This window comes from Geitlerinema sp. PCC 9228, assembly GCF_001870905.1.
GTDB lineage: Bacteria > Cyanobacteriota > Cyanobacteriia > Cyanobacteriales > PCC-9228 > PCC-9228.
The window spans coordinates 1-17,775 of the sequence record NZ_LNDC01000035.1 but is presented as its reverse complement, the minus strand read 5'-3'; the positions used below and the strand labels follow the sequence as shown (position 1 = coordinate 17,775).

Annotated in this window: 13 protein-coding genes and 1 pseudogene; 10 read left to right on the top strand and 4 right to left on the bottom strand. The window is 42.0% G+C overall.

Annotation, left to right across the window (positions count from 1 at the left end):
* A pseudogene (locus tag AS151_RS21880) lies at positions 1 to 769 on the top strand (hypothetical protein); the annotation flags it as partial.
* Here the strand turns inward: AS151_RS21880 and AS151_RS02630 are convergent.
* On the bottom strand, positions 758 to 2,353 hold the full coding sequence (locus AS151_RS02630; protein ID WP_071515522.1) for a class I SAM-dependent methyltransferase: 1,596 nt from the start codon (positions 2,351 to 2,353) through the stop codon (positions 758 to 760). The pseudogene AS151_RS21880 and the gene AS151_RS02630 sit on opposite strands and share 12 nt — an antisense overlap.
* Positions 2,354 to 2,522: 169 nt before the next feature.
* Here AS151_RS02630 and AS151_RS02625 point away from each other — a divergent pair, with 169 nt between their 5' ends.
* The 8 genes from AS151_RS02625 (at position 2,523) to AS151_RS02590 (ending at position 12,292) form a co-directional block, all read left to right on the top strand.
* Positions 2,523 to 3,500, top strand: a complete 978-nt coding sequence (locus tag AS151_RS02625; RefSeq protein ID WP_071515521.1) for a glycosyltransferase — start codon at positions 2,523 to 2,525, stop codon at positions 3,498 to 3,500.
* The gene (locus AS151_RS02620) at positions 3,484 to 4,125 is read left to right on the top strand and encodes a cyclase family protein (RefSeq protein ID WP_139240462.1); all 642 of its coding nucleotides are present in this window, start codon (positions 3,484 to 3,486) and stop codon (positions 4,123 to 4,125) included. The genes AS151_RS02625 and AS151_RS02620 overlap by 17 nt, the downstream gene beginning before the upstream one ends.
* Before the next feature lie 8 nt (positions 4,126 to 4,133).
* Complete coding sequence (locus tag AS151_RS02615; protein WP_071515523.1) at positions 4,134 to 4,808, top strand: acylneuraminate cytidylyltransferase family protein; 675 nt, start codon at positions 4,134 to 4,136, stop codon at positions 4,806 to 4,808.
* Positions 4,805 to 5,740 carry a phosphoglycerate dehydrogenase gene (locus AS151_RS02610; RefSeq protein ID WP_071515519.1) on the top strand — a complete coding sequence of 312 codons (936 nt, stop codon included), beginning with the start codon at positions 4,805 to 4,807 and terminating at the stop codon, positions 5,738 to 5,740. The genes AS151_RS02615 and AS151_RS02610 overlap by 4 nt, the downstream gene beginning before the upstream one ends.
* A gap of 14 nt (positions 5,741 to 5,754) precedes the next feature.
* Complete coding sequence (locus tag AS151_RS02605) at positions 5,755 to 6,612, top strand: FkbM family methyltransferase (RefSeq protein ID WP_071515518.1); 858 nt, start codon at positions 5,755 to 5,757, stop codon at positions 6,610 to 6,612.
* Between the two features lie 267 nt (positions 6,613 to 6,879).
* Positions 6,880 to 7,659 (top strand): SDR family oxidoreductase, encoded by a 780-nt coding sequence (locus AS151_RS02600; RefSeq protein WP_244532837.1) that lies wholly within the window; start codon positions 6,880 to 6,882, stop codon positions 7,657 to 7,659.
* 39 nt (positions 7,660 to 7,698) lie between these two features.
* Positions 7,699 to 11,013, top strand: a complete 3,315-nt coding sequence (locus tag AS151_RS02595; RefSeq protein ID WP_071515516.1) for an FkbM family methyltransferase — start codon at positions 7,699 to 7,701, stop codon at positions 11,011 to 11,013.
* 61 nt (positions 11,014 to 11,074) lie between these two features.
* Entirely contained in the window at positions 11,075 to 12,292 is a 1,218-nt protein-coding gene (locus tag AS151_RS02590; RefSeq protein ID WP_071515515.1) for a glycosyltransferase, read from the top strand.
* A gap of 28 nt (positions 12,293 to 12,320) precedes the next feature.
* Here AS151_RS02590 and AS151_RS02585 read toward each other — a convergent pair whose 3' ends face one another.
* On the bottom strand, positions 12,321 to 12,947 hold the full coding sequence (locus AS151_RS02585; protein WP_071515514.1) for a tetratricopeptide repeat protein: 627 nt from the start codon (positions 12,945 to 12,947) through the stop codon (positions 12,321 to 12,323).
* Positions 12,948 to 13,048: 101 nt separating this feature from the next.
* On the opposite strand from AS151_RS02585, the gene AS151_RS02580 reads away from it, so the two are divergent.
* The gene (locus tag AS151_RS02580; RefSeq protein ID WP_071515513.1) at positions 13,049 to 14,821 is read left to right on the top strand and encodes a glycosyltransferase; all 1,773 of its coding nucleotides are present in this window, start codon (positions 13,049 to 13,051) and stop codon (positions 14,819 to 14,821) included.
* 20 nt (positions 14,822 to 14,841) lie between these two features.
* Here the strand turns inward: AS151_RS02580 and AS151_RS02575 are convergent, their stop codons facing one another.
* Positions 14,842 to 15,156: a tetratricopeptide repeat protein gene (locus AS151_RS02575; protein WP_071515512.1), complete on the bottom strand. Its 315-nt coding sequence runs from the start codon at positions 15,154 to 15,156 to the stop codon at positions 14,842 to 14,844.
* Positions 15,156 to 17,618, bottom strand: a complete 2,463-nt coding sequence (locus tag AS151_RS02570; RefSeq protein WP_071515511.1) for a tetratricopeptide repeat protein — start codon at positions 17,616 to 17,618, stop codon at positions 15,156 to 15,158. The genes AS151_RS02575 and AS151_RS02570 overlap by 1 nt, the downstream gene beginning before the upstream one ends.
* Positions 17,619 to 17,775 lie beyond the last annotated feature (157 nt).

The following is a 17,775-nucleotide window of genomic DNA, read 5'->3' as shown; positions in this document are numbered from 1 at the left end:
CGATCGCCTGCAAGAACAACTACAGCAATCCCAGCAGCAGTACCAACAACTAGAAACGGAACGCGATCGCCTGCAAGAACAACTGCAGCAATCCCAGCAGCAGTACCAACAACTAGAAACGGAACGCGATCGCCTGCAAGAACAACTACAGCAATCCCAGCAACAGTCCCAACAACTAGAAACAGAACGCGACTCCCTACAACAGCAGCTCCATCAAACTCAAGAAGAGCTGGAAGAATGGTCTTTACAACTGCAACAAAATCAAAAGCAATATGGCAGCCTGCAAGAACAACTCAAACAAACCCAACAGCAGTTGGAACAATCCAAACAGCAAAACCAACAAACAGAAAAAGATCGCGATTGCTACTTATTGATGCTCCATCACACACAAGAGGAACTGGAGCAGTATTATTTCGATTTCTACGAAACTAAGGGTCAATTAGAACGCTTGAAGTTGCAAGAAGAGCTAGCTCAGAAACAGCAAAATTCCCGACAAACACAGTACGAACTGTTCGTTTGGGATGGCTGGTATGCTTATCAAATTGGCAAGAGAGAAAAAATGGTAGAATGCTTGCAAAAGGCAATGAAATATACTCCATACACACCAACAGAAACCATTTCTAATTGGTTGGAGAAGTTCGCTGAGTTTGCTAGCAATCAAAGACAGGAATTTAACGCATGCACTTTAACAAAATCGGAAGAATGGAAAAAAATTATACAAACAACCATCGTTTCTAAAGGGAAACCAGAAAATTTACTATCCGTATAGTTGACTTTTTAATACTTGAAGAGGTTCTGAAGTAGGAAGTAATTGAAAAGCTTGTTGAAGATAGTATTCTGCTCTCTGTCTTTTTTGTTGTTGGATAAGAATTTCAATTAAACTCACGTATGCTGACAAAAAATCGGGCTTTAATTCAATAGTTTTTTGCCAGCACGAGATTGCTTTATCTATTTCTTGTTGTGTCTTCCAAGCATTTCCTAACTCAGCCCATAATTTGGGTAGATTAGGTTGAATTTCTATTGCCTTTTGGTAAAAATCTATAGCCTTTTGGGTTTGGTTTTCGTGCAACAAGGCTTTTGCTAAGTTGTAGTAAAAATAAGCATTTCTAGGATTAAGTGAAATAGCTTGGTAATAGCTAGAAATAGCTTCCTGCCAATCCCCTATTTCTGCTAAAGTTTCTCCCAAACAATTATGAAACCACGATAGCTGTGAATGTAGCTCGATAGCTTTTCTGTAAAAGAAAATTGATTCTGGGAATCTCTTTTTACGCTGCAATTTTTTAGCAGTTTGAAAGTAATCGACAGCCATTTGCAAACGATTTTTTTGAGGAAGAATTTGAATTTTATCATCACCTGGAAGATTGACCGTTAATTTAGGTAGATATTTACTGAATGTATTCATTTGTTTTTTCAATAAATAGCCTTGTTCTTGATATTTGGCATGGAGTTCATCAATTTTTTTAAAGAAAGAATTTAATTTTGCTCGATCGAGAGATTGATTGTTTCGATCTTCTTGGTATAAAGAGTATAATAATTTTAGTCCTTCAGGAGCTATATCTGCTATACAGAAAGGGTGAATCTGATGCTCGTTTTCATACAATAAACGGCTACGCTCCGTGGGTGGAAAAATAGGAGTTATTTCGTTATGTATATCTTTAACTAACACATTGACTCCATTCCACCAGCCTTCTACAGCCTCTTTGTATTCTTCTGAATTCATATGATTGGGATGGCATTTTGTATAAGCTTCAAAAATTAATTTATATTCTGGATGTGTTATTAAAAAATCGTTGACTGCTTGTCTAATATGTCTGTAGTTACAATCGTCAACTACAATTAGTGCATTTTCGTGCAAATAAGGAAGCCCCATTTCCAAACACATTAATTCACTTCGATAATCATGGGGACCATCAATGAAATAAACGCCAACTTTCTTGGAGTCAATTCTTGCTGGTAAGTTCAGCAAAGCATCTTCATAGTCTTCTTGTATAAGATGAGCGTTGCAAACACCTAATCGATTTTGGCGTTCTATAACAATAGAAAGATTCTTTCCTTCTTTATCAAAATAAGCAAAATTATCTATTCCATAACAAGGAAAGTTTGGACAGGAAACTGCTGTTGATAGCAGTGTCATCCCCTTAAAAACTCCTACTTCTAAATAACAAACTTCGGAATTGCCGTAATTTTGACTGAAAAAAGATGTAAATCTTTGTAGCAAACCTACAATTTTATCTCCTGAGTATCCAGTAATAATTGCTTTTGCGCGATCGCACAGCAAGCCGTTCTGTTCGGAATCTTGAATGGCTTGAATGGTTTTTTCAATGGTGATTGACATCAAAATATCCTGAATCAAGGTATTTACGTTGTATTGAAAAGGGAGAGTTCCTATGTTACTATTCGGGGATTAAGAAAACGGCCCGGATTGAAGAACTCCTTAAATTCAATATTCTCGATGTGGATTTTGGAACCAACCTTGCTTGAGCTGGAATCTTTGCAAGCTAGTTATTTTTGGGATTTTTCACATGAATACATGTTCTATTATCGTTCGTTGCTTCAATGAAGAAGAACACATTGGCAAGCTGTTAAGCGGCATCATGCAGCAAACGGTTAAGGATATCGAAACCATTGTAGTAGATTCTGGCTCTACAGATGCAACGCTATCCATAGCTTCCCGATATCCCGTCAAGATTGTATCCATACAGCCAGAGGAGTTTTCCTTTGGTAGAGCTTTGAATCGGGGATGCCAAGCAGCCAGTGGCGAGTTTATTATTGTTGCTAGCGCCCACGTATATCCCGTTTACAAGGACTGGCTGGAACATTTATTGCTTCCCTTTGACGATCCGCAAGTAGCTTTAGTATACGGCAAGCAAAGAGGCAATGAAATCACCAAATATTCGGAGCACCAGGTATTTGCAAGTTGGTTCCCTGAAGAGTCTAGCTGGCAGCAGCAGCACCCTTTTTGTAACAATGCCAACGCAGCTATCCGGCGGTCGTTGTGGCAGCAGGTTCCCTATAATGAGGAGTTAACTGGCTTAGAAGATTTAGACTGGGCTAGGCGCGTTCAGACGCTAGGCTACAAGGTAGTATACTCAGCTACTGCCGAGATTGTCCACGTTCACCATGAAACTCCCAAGAAAATCTACAATCGCTATCGCCGGGAAGCCATCGCTTTAAAACGCATCTTCCCCCAAGAACAGTTTCATTGGTGGGATTTTGTACGTCTGTTTGTGGGAAATACCTTCAGCGATTGGTTCCATGCTTGGCACGATGGCGTATTCTGGAGCAATGTTGGGGATATTTTCGTGTTTCGCTTCATGCAATTTTGGGGAACATATCGCGGTTTCCTGCAACACGGAACGGTGAGCAGCGAGTTGAAACGCACTTTTTACTATCCCAAAGGATTTAGACGTTCCGATGCCCAGTCTCCTAAGGTAAAATCGGAGCGAGCTATTGATTATGCCAGCCTACCTAAGGAGAAGGAACTTGAGCAACATCATTGATATTTCGGTAGCTTTGCAACAGCAAATTCCCACATGGCCGGATAGTCGTGGATTTCGCCTAGAACCAACTTTGCGGTTAGATGCTGGCGAGAAGGCGAATGTCTCTCAGTTAAATACTGACGTTCACGTAGGAACTCATGTGGATGCACCTTGGCATTTCCTTGCTAATGGCCGTACGGTAGAACAACTCTCGTTAGAGGTTTTGGTAGGAAAGACGGTAGTAGCGGAATTGCCAGAGGTTAAGGAAATAACGGCTGATGATTTGGCAGCTTTAGATTTGCCAAAAGATACCCAGCGTTTGTTGCTGCATACTCGCAATTCCCAACTTTGGGAACAACAGGTAACGGAATTTCAACAGGATTACGTGGCTTTGACGGCGGATGCAGCACAGTGGGTTGTGGATCGTGGCATTCGCTTGATTGGAGTTGATTACTTATCGGTACAGCGTTTTCACGATAGTCCTTTAACCCATGAAATCTTGTTGGAAGCAGAGGTTGTCATTGTGGAAGGATTAAACCTTTCCCAAGTGCCAGCGGGAATGTATCATTTAAGTTGCTTGCCTCTAAAACTGGTTGGTGCCGACGGCGCACCGGCAAGGGCAATTTTGGTTCCAATTGAGGAGTGAGTTGGTTGATGGCAAAGATTGCGGCTTTGGTACCTATGCGCCACAGTAGCGAACGAGTACCGGGGAAAAATTATCGAGATTTTGCTGGGGTTCCCCTATACCACCGTATTGTTCGCAGTTTGCTGGATTGTTCGCTTATTGATGAGGTAGTTATCGATACCGATAGTCCGGTCATTTTTGAAGATGCTAGCAAACACTTTCCGGAAGTAAAGCTGCTAGAGCGTCCGGAACATTTACGCGCCGGTACGGTACCGATGAATGATGTTTTGCTGAACGATGTCAAGCAAGTGGAAGCAGATTACTACTTGCAAACCCATAGTACCAATCCTTTACTGCGATCGCCAACGATTCAGCAAGCAGTAGAAACGTTTTTGGATAGCTATCCCATGTACGATTCTCTATTTGGGGTGACGCGCTGGCAAACGCGCCTTTGGGATGGCTTGGCGAGAGCAGTCAATCACAATCCCAATATTTTATTGCGAACCCAGGATTTACCCCCTATTTATGAGGAAAATTCCTGTCTGTATATTTTTACGCGGAATATTCTAGAATCAAAACACAATCGGATTGGCGATCGCCCTTTTCTATTTGAAATCGATCGTATCGAAGCGGTGGATATTGATGAAGAGCTAGATTTCCAGCTAGCAGAATTTTTATACGAGAAGCGGGAGAAAGCTGCATGACGTGGAAAGTTTTGGTAACTTGCCCCCATTTACAGAAAACAATTGATTTGTACCGAGAGCGATTGGCACAACAGGGAGTAGAAGTAGAAGTTCCCCCAGTGGTACAGCAGTTGAGCGAATCCGAACTGCTGGAAATTATTGAGCGATTTGACGGGGTAATTGCCGGCGACGACCCGTTTACAGCTAAGGTATTGGAAAATGGCAAGCGACTGAAAATTGTTGCCAAATGGGGGATTGGCATGGATGCAATCGACCAAGAGGCAGCGCGAAAACTGGGTATTCAAGTGAAAAATACCCCAGATGTGTTTCCAAATGAGGTTGCGGATGTGGTGGTCGGGTATTTGGTAATGCTCTCACGCAAGCTACACCAGTTGGATCGTGCAGTTCGTCGTGGAGAATGGCAGCAAATCCAAGGGCAATCTTTGCAAGGGAAAACGTTAGGGGTGGTCGGGATTGGCAGTATTGGTCGTGCAGTGGTACGTCGCGGCGTTATGTTGGGAATGTCTGTTGTTGGATATGATGTGATGCCTGTATCGCAGGCGTTTACGAACGAAACGGGGATGAAAGCCGTAGAGCTGGAAGAACTGTTGCAGTCAGCAGATTTTATCAGCCTTAATTGCAATTTAACAGCAGACAACCAGCACATGCTATCTCGTCGGCAATTCGAGCTAATGAAGGCAGGGGTACAAATTATTAATACGGCTAGAGGCGCTTTAATTGACGAACGGGCTTTAGTAGAAGCTCTCGATTCTGGTAAAGTAGGGGGAGCAGCTTTGGATGTATTTGAGGAAGAACCTTTGCCTTCAGAAAGTCCCCTTCGCAGTTTTGACAGCTGTATTCTTGGCACCCACAACAGTTCCAACACCAGGGAAGCTGTATTGCGGGTAAATGAAATGGCGATTGATAACTTATTACAAGGATTATCAAGTTAAGGAGGAACTGGGAAATGATTAATAATGTTATCCAACTAATGGATATAGACATATTTACAATTTTAGAGCGAAGACAAAAGATTTTTGGAGATTTAAATTTTTGTGTTGATGCAGGGGCAGCTGCAGGATTGTTTTCAAGTAAAATTTTTGATATAAATCCTGCGACAGAAGTGTATGCATATGAACCTTTTCCTGGTAACTGGGTTTACTTGGAAAATAGGTTAAAAAAATATGAAGGTGCCAAAATCTGCAAAAGAGCTCTATCTGATAAATTAGAAACAAGAAAATTCTATATTAATTCAGTTGTTGATTCTAATAATTCTTCGTTTGCAAAAAACATGCTAGGTTATTCATCAGTAGGAACTTTTTTCGGTAAAAGCGATCGCTCTCAGCAAATAATAGATGTAGAATGTGTTCCCCTTGACGAAGAAATTCAAAATAGAAATGTTAATTTTTTCAAGATGGATGTTCAAGGTGCTGAGCCTCTTGTGTTAAAGGGCGCTTCACATGCTCTTGAACAAGGTATAGATATGATGTTTATCGAATTTTCATTTCAACCTAAGTTGATGCAAATTTTAAAAGATTATAAGTATGTATGTTTTGATACAGAATATCTTTTGGTGTCTGAAGCTCAAGATACAGAACTCTTGAAGTCAGGATTTAGCAACTTAAAACAGGTAACTCTTTCTAATGGGGTGATTGCAAGGAAAGCTAAATATCATGGCTTTCATGCTAATTTGCAATCTTCTGATTTTCGGAGAAAATTAAAAATAAATTTTCTTCAGACAGACCTTATTGCTATTCACAAGTATTATCTTAATAAGTTTTTCTATATTATATCATTAGAACTGTCTCAGAAATTCAATTTTTAGGTAGTCTTGGAGAATCTGCTGGATTCGATAAGACTTGGAGAACTTCTAGCCAACGCTACTCTAGGGAATCTATAAAGGATAAAAGAATGTAAATAGAGTCAATCAAAATCAATATAGAGGAAAGCAAAATTAGACTCAAGCTTAAGAGCAAATAACTAAAAATTGAGCGGGAATTAGATTCTACTCGGATAGTGCATCAAGTTAGCGCCCAAAATAGCTTCAACACCAAGAAAGCTATACTGCGGATAAATAAATGGCGATTCAGAATTGCCTAAAGACTTTGAAAGGAGAAAAGGTATGAGTTCTACGGTTTTGATTACTGGTGTTGCTGGTGGTATTGGATCGGCGACGGCAAAGGTGTTTCGTAGAGAAGGTTGGCAGGTGGTTGGGGTGGACAAGCAGTCTTTAGGGTCAGAAAGCTCGAATGTGGATTGGTTTGTACAGTCAGATGTTTCTCAAGAAGCAGGCTGGCAGCAAATTTATGAGGAGGTCAACCAAAAAGTGGGAAGGTTGGATGGATTAGTGAACAATGCGGCGATTCAAATTTGCAAGCCTTTGGTGGAAACAACTCCAGAAGAATGGGATAGTGTCATGGCAGTTAATGTGCGTTCTGCCTATTTGGGAGTTCGTCAGATGTATTCGTTGTTACAAGCAGCGGAGGGAGCCATTGTGAATGTTAGTTCGGTTCATGCAGTAGCCACTTCTGCTAATATTGGTGCGTATGCTGCTAGTAAAGGAGCTATGTTGGCGCTAACGCGGAGTTTGGCAATTGAATTGGCACCAGCAGTACGGGTTAACGCAGTTTTGCCAGGAGCTGTGAATACGGAAATGTTACGTGCTGGTTTAGGCAGAGGGTCTTTACAGGAAAATAATTTAGATGTTTTAATTAAAAAAATAGGGGAGCGCCATTTGATGGGTAGAGTAGGTGATCCAGGAGAAATTGGAGAAACTATATATTTCATGGTTAATGGGAAGCAATCGGGGTTTATTACTGGTCAATCTGTTGTTGTTGATGGTGGGGCAATGGCAAGGTTAAGTACAGAATGAATCAAGAAGCCAAGAAAAAAAAGTTGTAAGGAAACTTTTATGAAGAAAGCTTTTATGAAACAAACAAGCAACTTTCCACGTATTTTAATCATAGACTGGATCAAAACAGGGTCTATTTCAGCAACAGGTCAAATGAAGAAAAATTTATTTGCTGATTGGCCTAGTCATTTATGGATGCAAATTTATTGTGATGGACCTCAGGATACTAAATTTCGCATATTATCGTTAAAGAAAACCAATAATGAATGTTTTGATGAAGAAAGTATCATTCTAGAATGTAAAGATTTTAACCCAGATCTGATTTATTACCGTATAGCTGTCGATAATATTAACTTTTATAATTTTGCTTATAAATTAATCGAGCAGCTAGGAAAACCTCTAGTAACCCATATTGTAGATGATTGGCCCAATCGTCTGCGAAGTGAAAAACCCAACTTATATTCTCAGATAGATGATTCCCTGAGATCTTTATTAAAACAATCTGCGGTAAGGCTTTCTATAAGCAAGCACATGTCTAAAGCGTTTCAAAAACGCTACGGAGCCAATTTTGTTCCTATAGCGAATTGTGTTAATCGAAGAGATTGGGAATTCGAAAAACAAAAGAGTTGCTTTAAAGAGCCTATGTCTAGCGATCCTTTCATAATACGATATGTAGGAGCTTTAGCTGATGATATGAACTTTTCAAGTATACGTGATATCGTTCAAGTATTAGGGGAAATAAATGAGTATTTACCTGTGAAACTCGAAATTTATACGTGGTCACTTTGGAAAAACAAAGCAATTCAAGCATTTTATAATGTACCTTATGTAAGCATAAATGAAAGTAATTTTTCTCAGGCAGGATATCGTAGTCTTCTAATGACATCTAATACTTTAATAGTTGCATATAATTTCGATCAAAAAAGTATCAACTATGTTCGATATTCAGTTGCTAATAAATTGCCGGAATGTATGGCATCTGGTGTACCGGTATTAGTTTATGGACCTAGAGAAATAGCAACAGTAGACTATGCTGTATCTACTCATTCAGTTAATGTAGTGACAGAGCGCGATTTTGAAAAGCTACGGGTTGCTATTCAACAACTTATTAAAGATTCAGAATTCCGTAAAAATCTAGGACAAAAAGCACGCAATTTTGTATTTGAAAAACATTCCTCAAGTAAAATTCGACAACACTTCTATGAAATTCTTAAGACAGTAGCAGAAAACAAAAGCGACCAAGCCAATACCATTACTGCCAAGGGTCAAAAAGAAAACCACAAGCAAACATCAACCAATAATATAACTATGCCTTTTTCCGAATTAGAACTATTACTTCGTTTTCCCTTTCTAGAAGTTAAAAACGACAAAAAAACAATCATTGATGTAGGGGCTCATGTAGGTTCCGTATCAAAAAAATTTGCCCAAAAAGGATGGCGTGTTATTGCTTTTGAACCAGAACCAGAAAATTTAGAAGATCTAAAGAATAATCTAAGTCAGTTTCAAGAAGTTACTATTTTCCCTAAAGCTGTGTCAAACGTAGAAGGCCAGTTAGTACCATTTTATGTGAGTTCCGAACATTGGGGAATTCATTCCTTAAAACCTTTTCACTCTACTCATAAACCAGCTATGGAAGTAGAGACGATTAGATTAGACAATACCTTAATTAATTTTAATGTTAACTATATATCTTTTTTAAAAATAGATGTTGAAGGTGCTGATTTTTTAGTACTACAAGGTTTTGACTTTAATAAAAATAAACCTGAAGTTGTTATGTGTGAATTTGCTGACGAGCGGTCTCAGCAAAATTTTGGTTATACCTATCATGATGTAGCCAGTTATATGCAAGATAGGGGATACAAAGTTTTTGTTTCGGAATGGGGACCTATTCAAGAATATGGACGAAAAGGTCAGAAAACAAAAGCTCATAATTTTCTGCGATGTTTACCTTATCCTTTAGATAACCAACCAGCTTGGGGAAATCTTATTTTTGTTCGCAACGATAGAGTAAATGAGTTTTCTAAACTTTTGGGTAATTATTTAACTGAATTAGGGGATGAATCAAACAAAAAAGGTGAGAAAACTCAAGCTTTATCCTACTATAAAAATGCTTTGCAAATCAAAACCAATTCAAGTTTACTTCATAAAATTGGCGATCTTCTTTTGAATCAAAGACATTTAGAAAATGCCAAAGAGTATTATAATAAAGCTATACAATTAAACCCTGAAAAACCTTGGCCGTATCGAGGTTTAGGACAAGTTTTGGAATATCAAGAGCAACATGAGGAATCAATAAAACTTTATCGTAAAGCTCTTCAAATTAAACCTGATTATGAAACCGCAAAAACTTTGTTAAACAATGTAAGTGCTCGACCAATTCTATTAAATTCTCAAAGAAAATTAAAGCAATTTAAAGATATACATAAAGGTGAACGTTGTGTAATAATAGGTAACGGCCCTAGTCTAAATAAAATGGATTTATCTTTCCTGAAAAATGAAACTTGTTTTGGAACGAATAGGATATATTTAGGTTTTGAAAAATGGGGATTTACACCTACTTATTATGTAACAGTTAATAAGCTAGTAATAGAACAAAGTGTAGAAGAAATACTGAATATACCATGTCCTAAGTTTATAAGCAACAAAGGAATTCCATATATTCCTAACCAAGAAGATATTATGTTTATTAAAACTCTTCCTTATCATGGAGAACCCTTTAGTAGTAACCCTTTAGAAGGTATAAATGAGGGAAGTACAGTAACATACGTAGCCATGCAGTTAGCTTATTATATGGGTTTTGATACTGTTGTATTAATTGGAGTTGACCACAACTTTGTTACTAAAGGGCAGCCTCATAAAGAAGTTGTATCGCAAGGTGAAGATCCCAACCATTTTCATCCTAACTATTTTGGGAAAGGCACCAAGTGGCATCTTCCCGATCTAGAAACATCAGAAAAACATTATCAAATTGCTAATGAAAAGTTTAAGGCAGAGGGACGGACAATTATAGATGCTACTTTAGATGGACATTGCCAGGTGTTTCCCAAAAAACATTATAAAGAAGTATTTCATGAATACTTTTCTTCTGATAAAACTAACTGCTATAGTTTAAAGAATAATAATCAAACATATTATGAGCTTGTCAAAGCAGCTTGGTCAATGTATGAAAAAAATAATTTACTAGAAATGCAGAAGTTTTTACAAAAATCATTAGATTGTACGCCTTATTTGGAAATAGAAACTGTCGTCAACTGGATAGAAAGTTTCAATCAATTTTCTGAACATAGTAGCAAAGCTTTTGATATTGAACATTTAAGCAATTCAAAGGAATGGGAACAAATTATTGATTATCTTTTTCTTAAACTATCACAATGAAATAAAAAATAAAGCATAAAAATACAATTAATTGAAGTTTACTTAATGCATACAATTTTCAATGGTGGATATGAATTTTATATCAATTAATCCAGATACAAGAAATTTATCGGGTCATTTTTTAGGTTATGACCTAAATCTGAGAGAAGCTTGTAATTACTTTGGTATACCTTTCTACTCTCTATGCTGGAAAGAAACACCCAAAGATTTTTTACAACAAAATCATCAATTCAGACCTACCTTTAAAGAGCATTCATGGATGATTGGCAATCAAGGAATTTACGGACCTAAAGAATCAGTATTAAAACAATTTCGTAAAGAAATTGAGTATGCTCTTCAGGAAATTTTGGAAACTATTGGTAATACTACTAATATCCTTTACATGTATACAGGAAGTCTTAATCATACAGAAATACTAAGTCAATTAGCATTGAAATACGAAAATGTAGTATTACATGTTAATTTATTTTGGTTACCTTTTAAAAATTTAAGTTCTCCTGAATTTAAAAAAAGATGGACGACATTTCTAAAATTCATTTATAATTCTTCAAAAATTCATGCAACTGTTCCAACAGAGGAATTACAAGAAGATATTGAACGAATGTTTGATATCAAATTAGAAGTTGCACCGCACCCTAGTGTACTTGTTTCCGATCAAGATTTTATGAACTTGAAAATAAAGCAATTTAATCAAGTAAAACTCCCTAACTTTTCCCAAGGCAACACAATTTTGTTTCCTGGTAACTTGGGAGGAACAAAAAATAAAACTAGTAAAGGGTATTTGGTTTCTATAGAAATCATCAAAATTATAGCTGAAATAAATTCAAAAAAAGAAGAAAGTCATTATCAAATTTTCATGAAAAAAACTTTTGATAATGAAGATGTGAATCAAGAATTAGAAAAAATAAAAAGCATAGTCAATTTTTTTGAAGATGGTTTGCCATCAAGGGATTTCTTTAAAATATTAAGCTTTTCAGATATTGTAGTTTTGCCGTATGCTAAAGAAGCTTTCTCAAAAAGGACATCTGGTTTGTTTATAGATTCTTTGTATCTCGGAAAACCAGTTGTATCATCTAAAAATACTTGGATGGGAAATAGAATTGAAGAATTAGATTGTGGTATTGTAGTTGACCAAAACGATCCGAATTCGTTCGTAGAGGCTATAAATCAAATATCAAAACATTATCCTTATTATAAGAAGAATGCAATTATAGCAGGCATAAAATGGTTTCAATGCAACAATTGGACATCTTTACTTGCTAGCTTGCTACATCAATAATACCAGTAAAAATAAAAATATTCTTAACTTAACCCTTTTCAAGCTTGAAGATACATTTTTTCCATTCTTCGTATGCATCAGCTGCATTACCCGAATCTGGCTGTATTTTGAGAACTATCTTATAAAAAACAATAGCTTCAGCTAATTTATTTCTTCTAGCTAAAGCTTTTGCTAACTGTAAGTATAGATACCCAGACTTTGGATTAGTTTTTAGAGATTTATAGTAAGCTTCTAATGGCTCCTCGAGATTCTGGACTTTTTTTGAATTAACGTTTACATCTGTAGGCAAATTATTATGTTTCGACGAGTTATTTTCAGGCTGTGTAGGTTCTTTACTTTGACTATATGTTTTATTGTCTTTATTAGATACTTGATATACTAATTGTTTCGATTCCTTGGTTTTTTCCAACCTTTGTAGAAGATTTCTTATTTTTTCCTGCCCTCCCGGAAATTGTGGATGTAAACTTACAACTTGACGATAAGCTTTAGTCGCTTCCTCAAGGTATCCTAATTTTTCTAATGCTTCACCTAAATTTTGATAATAAACGTATATATTAGGATTACTAGCGATCGCGCTTCGATAAGCAGCAACTGCCTCTTCTAATCTATTCTCCCGTACTAATTGGTTGGCTCGACGAAAATCACTAGATGGCATAGTATATAAATTTTAAGTAGGACTGGAAATACAATAGTTTATATTCAATGTAAATATAGAACAAAAAGTCCAAACCAGTCAATACACAACGGTATAAACTAATGAATTCATTTTCCCAACCATTTCCTACCCATTCCCACGTCAACTCTACCCAACCTCTCACCCTCTTCACTATCCCCAAACCCTTCTACCATACCATAGCCACCATCCAAAACAACGCCATCCAAAGCTGGAAACACCTACATCCCCAACCAGAAATACTCCTATTTGGCGACGAATCCGGAACCGCCGAACTCACCCAAAACCTCCACCTACGCCACATTCCCTACATCCAACGCAACGCCACCGGCACCCCCCTTCTCAACCATATTTTCACCCAAGCCCACCAACTTGCAACCCATCCCATCCTCGCCTACATCAACGCCGACATTATCCTCCTCGACGACTTCCTTCCCACCATCCAACAAATTGCCGCCCAATACCCAAAATTTCTCCTTCTCGGTCGTCGTTGGAACCTCGACATCACCACCCCCATCGACTTTTCCAATCCCCACTGGCAACAACACCTGCGCCACCAACGCCACCAACAAGGCATCCTCTACAACGTCTACGGCATAGATTACTTTGTCTTTCCCAAACCCCTATTTTCCCAAATTCCCGAATTTGCCGTTGGTCGCGGCGGCTGGGATAACTGGATGGTAGCAACCGCCCTAAACCAAGGATACCCCGTCATTGACGCTTCTTGGCAAATCACCGCCATCCACCACAACCACGGCTACAGCCACCTCCCAGGCGGCAAACAGGAAGCCTACTACGGCAGCGAAGCCCAGCAAAACTTCCACAGCGGTCAAATGACCGATACCTTCAAAACCACAGCCGATGCCACCCACTACCTCATCCCCGCCACCTCCGAACCTACCCCCACCATCAGTCTGATTTTACCGACCCAAAACACCACCCCAAACCTCAACCATCTCCAGCAACAAACCAACAGCGATTGGGAACTTCTCCTCGTAGACACCAACCCTTCCCCACAACATCCACCAGAAACCAACCTCCCCATCCGCCACCTGCACCATCCCCAACACACCTTCACCGCCGCCTGCAACCAAGGCTTAGAATCCGCACGCGGCGAACTGGTTCTCTTTCTCACCCCAGAAACCCAACTATTTCCCCATACTATCGAACAACTGGTCAACTGCTTCCAAAGCCGCGCCGCTTCTCTAGAATTCGCCGTTAGCAACTGGCAAATCGCCACCGAAACCACAACAACTGCCACCAACCCCCAAAAAATTCTCTGGAGTCGCCTCAACGAATGGGAACGATGGCAAAGCATTCACATCTGGATGCTACCCCACATCTGGCACACCTTCCACCTCAGTGCCGTCACCTTTCGCCGCCAGTGGCTGCAATTTTGCGGCGGCTTCCATCCCCAACTTCCCCCTCAAGCTGCAATTATCGATCTCATTCTCTATTCCCTCCTACGAGGTGCCGTCGGTACTTGCTTGGCATCTCCCAACTACCAAATTTCCCGCCAACCAACACCCAACAACCTGCAAACAGCAACAGAAGCCGAACAACTCCTGCAATACTTCTTTCAACGAGAAAACCTGCCCACCTGGGTACAACACTTCCGAAACCGTGCCTACTACAATACCTACCTCTGGCTTGCCTGGCTTTTCCATCGCGACGGTTTTCACCAAAAATGCCAGCACTACCTACACCTAGCCAACCAAACCATGCCAAACAGCAGTAAAAACCATACCTGGCATTGGTTGCAAACGCTTCCCTGCCATACTCACAACGACTGGGATGCCACCAATATTTCCCCAGAATTTCAACAACTTGTAACCAGAACCCTGAACCTAAGCTAAATCTATAGAATGGCTCGATTTCACGATTGGGAACTAGCAGCAATAGCCTTTCCCCATGCCTCATAAATTCCCAAAGGCATAGCCGGATTCACATCGACCGCCTTTTGCAAATAGACAGCCGCTTCTTGCCATTCTTCCCGCTGCGACAGCAACCACCCCAACTTTCCATACGCCATGCTATTGTCTGCTTGTAACGCCACCACCCGACGGTATGCTGCTATCGCTTCCTCCAACTTACCAATTCTTTCCAAAACTCCCGCCAATCCCAATTGGTACTCCGCACAATCCGGCACCATTTCCACCGCCTGACGGTAACAAACCAACGCCTCAGACATTAGATTTTTTTTTCGTATGCCTGACCTAACTGATGGCTAGCCTCCGCATTCTCCGGGTCAAACTGCAACGCCATCTGATAAAAAGCAATAGCCCTATCCCATCTACCCTGCCGCGACAGCACATTTCCCAACTGCAAATACAAATCCGCATCATCCAGCTTCGCATCCAACGCCTTGTGATACAACTTTTCCTTATCCGGATTCGCCGAAATCGCCCGACGGTAATACCCCACAGCCTCCTGCAAATCTATCTTCGCCCGCATCCGCAACGCATCCGCCAGCCACTCATCCACCCCCGGCAAATCTTCCTGTAACCTCACCGCCTGCTGCAACGCCTCCACCGCCTCGTGCCAGCGTTCCAACCGCACCAAACCTTCCCCCAAATAAAACCACGACCAAGGAAAATCCGGATTCAACCGCGTCGCCTGCCGATAAGCATCCACCGCCTCCTGCCAACGTTCCAACTGCCGCAACGCATTACCCAAATTGCTGTACGACCAAGAAAACTCCGGATTCAACCGAATCGCCTCCCGATAGGCATCCACCGCCTCCTGCCAACGTTCCAACCGCAACAACGCATCGCCCAAACTATTGTGCGACCAAGAAAACTCCCCATGCAGCCGAATCGCTTCCCGATAAGCATCCACCGCCTCTTCCCAGCGTTCCAGATGCAACAGCGCATCCCCCATACTGTTGTGCGACCAAGAATGCTCCGGCTCCAACCGCACCGCTTCCCGATACGCCTGCACCGCCTCCTCCCAGCATTCCAAACCGCTGAGTACATCCCCCAGAAAATGATACGACCAAAAATGCTCCGGATTCAATCGCACCGCCTCGCGATACGCATCCGCCGCCTCCTGCAAGCGACCTTGTTCCCGATAAATATCCCCCATCCGCTGCCGTGCCTGCCACCGCTGCGACTGAGACCCCGACTGCTGGTAGCACTGCAACGCCTTATCTACCTGCCCCAACCGCGCCAACACATCACCCAACTCCTCATAAAGCTCACTCGCCGCTTGCGCCGAACCCAGCCGAAGCGCCTCCTGAAAACAACTCGCCGCATCCTGTAGCTGCCCCGCCGCCACACACACGCGACCCAAACCGTGGTACGCATCCACCAACTTGCCATCCAACCGCAACGCCTGCTGGTACGCCTGGGAAGCCTCCTGCAACTTGCCCTGCCGCGCATACACCGTGCCGCACTGCTGGTACGCCGGCGCATAGCGATCGTTCAACCGCAACGCCCGCTGGTAGCAAGCCAACGCCCGGTCCAAATTCTGGCTTAACAACCGATTCCCCACCTGCACCAACGCTTCCGGCGTCGCCTTCTCCGGTTCCAACGTCAGCGACATTTCCCAACACTGAATCGCTTCATCCTCGCGACCCAACTGATTCCAAACCCGCGCCAAATTGCGGTACGCCCCCGCAAAATCCGGCTGTAGCTGAATCGCCTGCTGGTAGCACTGCGCCGCCTTCTCCAACCGCTGCTGCTGGGCATACAAACTTCCCAAATTCGCATACGCCGCCGCCAGCTGCGGGTCCAACGCGATCGCTTTTACAAAACAGCGCCGCGCCGCCTCCACTTCGCCCAAAGCCTGCAACGCATTTCCCTGAACTTTGTATGCCAAAGCCAAATTCGGGTTCAACCGCAACGCCTGCTGGCACAACGACACCACCGTATCCCACTGCCGCTGTTTCAATCCAGCTTCCGCCCGCTGTAAATAATCTTCCGCCGTTCCTTGAGGCTTTTGTTTCTGACGCGCCGTACCATTCTGCTGCCCGTTTTTCTGACTTTGCTCGCCCGTAATTTGATAAATCTGCTGCCAAACCTTCACAGCCTCTTGCTTGTGTCCCCCCTGCTGCAAAGCATAGGCTAACTTGCGATAGATATCGGGATGGGGGTAAGCACGGGGGCTTACCCCTACAGGTTCTGGTAGCGCCCGCCGGTAACACGCAACAGCCTCCGACCACCGCTGCCGCTGTACCATAGCATCGCCCAACGCCACATGTTCCGCACTGCCTGCCTTTTCCGGTTCCAACGCCGCCGCCTGCAACCGCGCTGTCAATGCTTTTTCTTCCTCACCCAACTGCTGCCAAACCTTGGCCAAATTCCGATGTACCCCCGCCAAATCCGGCTGTAGCTCTACCGCGCGCTGGTAGGAAGCCACCGCCTGCTGCCACTGCCCCTGCTGGGCGTACCAACTACCCAAATTCGCATGACCCGCCGCCAACTCTGGCTCTACTGCCACTGCCTTCTCGTACCATTGCTTCGCCTCTTCTGTGCGACCCAGCCGCTGCATGGCATTCCCCAACGTCTTGCAAGCCATCCCCGAATGGGGTTCCATTTCCAACGCTTGCTGGCACAGGGAAATTGCCTCATTCGCCGCGCCCTGGGACAATTTTGCCTCTGCCTGCTGTTGGAGGTCTTGTGCCTGCTTTGGCTGCTGGTTCGTCGCTTGCATACCGCTCCCTAGTGGTGGTGTTGAAGATAAAGGCCAAGAAATACTGACGGTAGGATACTATTAGATGTTTCGTTTGTCTAGAGGGTTTGGGAGGAGGGGGAGAGGGGGAGGAGTGGGAGGAGGGGGAGGAGTGGGAGAGGGGGAGGAGTGGGAGAGG

Bases quoted from the DNA above. Each gene is read 5' to 3' on its own strand.
- AS151_RS02575 (WP_071515512.1), bottom strand. From the start codon at position 15,156: ATGTCTGAGGCGTTGGTTTGTTACCGTCAGGCGGTGGAAATGGTGCCG.
- AS151_RS02580 (WP_071515513.1), top strand. From the start codon at position 13,049: ATGAATTCATTTTCCCAACCATTTCCTACCCATTCCCACGTCAACTCT.
- AS151_RS02610 (WP_071515519.1), top strand. From the start codon at position 4,805: ATGACGTGGAAAGTTTTGGTAACTTGCCCCCATTTACAGAAAACAATT.
- AS151_RS02585 (WP_071515514.1), bottom strand. From the start codon at position 12,947: ATGCCATCTAGTGATTTTCGTCGAGCCAACCAATTAGTACGGGAGAAT.
- AS151_RS02595 (WP_071515516.1), top strand. From the start codon at position 7,699: ATGAAGAAAGCTTTTATGAAACAAACAAGCAACTTTCCACGTATTTTA.
- AS151_RS02625 (WP_071515521.1), top strand. From the start codon at position 2,523: ATGAATACATGTTCTATTATCGTTCGTTGCTTCAATGAAGAAGAACAC.
- AS151_RS02615 (WP_071515523.1), top strand. From the start codon at position 4,134: ATGGCAAAGATTGCGGCTTTGGTACCTATGCGCCACAGTAGCGAACGA.
- AS151_RS02570 (WP_071515511.1), bottom strand. From the start codon at position 17,618: ATGCAAGCGACGAACCAGCAGCCAAAGCAGGCACAAGACCTCCAACAG.
- AS151_RS02605 (WP_071515518.1), top strand. From the start codon at position 5,755: ATGATTAATAATGTTATCCAACTAATGGATATAGACATATTTACAATT.
- AS151_RS02590 (WP_071515515.1), top strand. From the start codon at position 11,075: ATGGTGGATATGAATTTTATATCAATTAATCCAGATACAAGAAATTTA.